The 1,832-nt window shown below is 74.5% G+C and carries 2 protein-coding genes and 2 pseudogenes; 1 reads left to right on the top strand and 3 read right to left on the bottom strand.

Going from position 1 to position 1,832, the window contains the following annotated elements:
• The 3 genes and pseudogenes from MXD58_RS26810 to MXD58_RS26800 form a co-directional block, all read right to left on the bottom strand.
• Positions 1-218 (bottom strand): annotated as a pseudogene (locus tag MXD58_RS26810) (hypothetical protein); the annotation flags it as partial.
• 340 nt (positions 219-558) lie between these two features.
• Complete coding sequence (locus MXD58_RS26805) at positions 559-1,044, bottom strand: DUF456 domain-containing protein (RefSeq protein WP_518478702.1); 486 nt, start codon at positions 1,042-1,044, stop codon at positions 559-561.
• Positions 1,045-1,153: 109 nt separating this feature from the next.
• Positions 1,154-1,645, bottom strand: coding sequence for a helix-turn-helix transcriptional regulator (locus MXD58_RS26800; RefSeq protein WP_518478701.1), 492 nt, complete (start codon positions 1,643-1,645; stop codon positions 1,154-1,156).
• On the opposite strand from MXD58_RS26800, the pseudogene MXD58_RS26795 reads away from it, so the two are divergent.
• Positions 1,607-1,832, top strand: a pseudogene (locus tag MXD58_RS26795) (hypothetical protein); the annotation flags it as partial. The gene MXD58_RS26800 and the pseudogene MXD58_RS26795 overlap by 39 nt on opposite strands.

Genomic DNA, 1,832 nt, shown 5'->3' with positions numbered 1-1,832 from the left:
ACCCCGGGCGCGCCCGTGCTCGGGCTACTCGCGGGGGTCGTCGCCGAGGGCGATGGGGAGGGCGTCGGCGACACCTGCCGGGACGCGGGCGCGGGCACCACCGGCGGATGCCGCGGCGATGCCGCTTTCCCCGTCGTCGACGCGACCGCCTCGGCGCCCACCGCCGGTCCGGCGACGTGCGATCTGATTCCGGCGGCCGCCGCCAGCGTCACCGCCACCGCGATCGCCCCATACACAAGAACACCGAGCCCGACAACCGACCACCGGAATCGACTCCACCGCCAGCCGAGAGGCGACATCAGTGCGCTCCCCTCACCGGCGGCCGGAATCAAACAGCATGCAGAGTACCTAGCCCCGGACCACCATGCACGCGAACGCCTGGTGCCGACCATTGCGACCGCGGGACATCATCAGTACCACGCCGCCGGCCGGTACCTCGATTTCGGAGACGCAACGGCCAGCCATCGCCCATGGCGTGTCCCGTTCATCTTTCCTTCATTTCAAGGCAAGGAACCGCCCCGAAGAATGGTCGGCCGCCCACCGGGTGCGCCGCGACGGCTAAAGGACGAGCTCGCCGACCGCCCAGACGGCCGCCATCGCGACCCCGGCGACCAGCTCCACCAGCACGCCGACACCGAAGGCGACGACCGCCGCCCAGGTCGTCTTCCAGGCGGCCCGCCCGTCACCGAGGCGGACCAGTTCCGCCACGTAGACGCCGAGGACACCGCCGATGAGCAACCCGACGACGGGGATCACGAAGAACCCGATGATCGCGCAGACCAGCCCGATGACCAGGCTCGGCCAGGGCACCCCACGCCCCGCGGTGGCGCGGGCGGGCAGCACGTACTTCGTCAGCGCGCCAATCACGAACAGCGCGGTCATCAGCGCCAGGACGATCCAGCGGCCGACCCCACCGCCGTCCGCGATCACCCACCACAGCCCGGCACCCCAGACGAGAACCAGGCCGGGCAGCACGGGAAGGACGACGCCCACCAGGCCGAGCGCCATCACCAGCGCGACGGCGAGAAGCTCCGCGGTACCGATGGTGTGCCCTCCCTTGCGACGCCTTGTCGAGACCGTACCGGTCCGGCGCACTTTCCGGGTCGGTCTGACGGGCTCGCGACCACCTCCACCCGTCGTGGTCCTCGGCTTTTCATCCGCCTGTCCTGTCGACGCGATCGTCATCCGTCAGGGTGAGCGCACCGGCGTTGCGCGTGGCCGTGCGCAGCGCCTGTGCGGCGAGGGCGGCCCGCAGCGTGGCCGGGGCGAGCACCTCGACGCCGTCGCCGAGCAGCAGGAGCTGGGTCAGGGCCACGTCCGGTCCCTCCGTGGACACCTCCACCACCTGCCAGCCGTCCGCGTCCGGTGGCCCGGCGCCGGCGAGGGCATCCCGGGCTGCGACCGGACCCACCGCGTGCCGCAGACCGGCGAGCGCCGCCGGTGAGAGCCGCAGCCGGCATTGCCAGCGCATCAGCGAGCGGGCGAAGTCCTCGCCGCGCTCGCGCCACCAGGTGGCCAGGTCGAAGCCGGCCGGCCGGTCGAAGACCTCGCCGCGCATCCCGACCCGCACGATCCGCCCGACCCGGTAGCTGCGGACCCGCTCGCGGTGGCGGGCCACGAGATACCAGGTCCCGGCCTTGCACACCAGACCGAGCGGGTCGACCCGCCGACGCGACGACCCACCGGGCCCGCCCTCAGCGTCACCCCCCCCCCCCCCGCCCCCCCCCCCCCCCCCCCGCCCCCCCCCCCCCCCACCCCCCCCCCCCCCCCCCCCCCCCCCCCCCCCCCCCCCCCCCCCCCCCCCCCCCCCCCCCCCCCCCCCCCCCCCCCCC

Source organism: Frankia sp. AgKG'84/4, from assembly GCF_023242965.2.
Taxonomy (GTDB): domain Bacteria; phylum Actinomycetota; class Actinomycetes; order Frankiales; family Frankiaceae; genus Frankia.
Note: the sequence above shows the minus strand (reverse complement) of the source record. Positions and strands in the feature narration are given on the sequence as shown.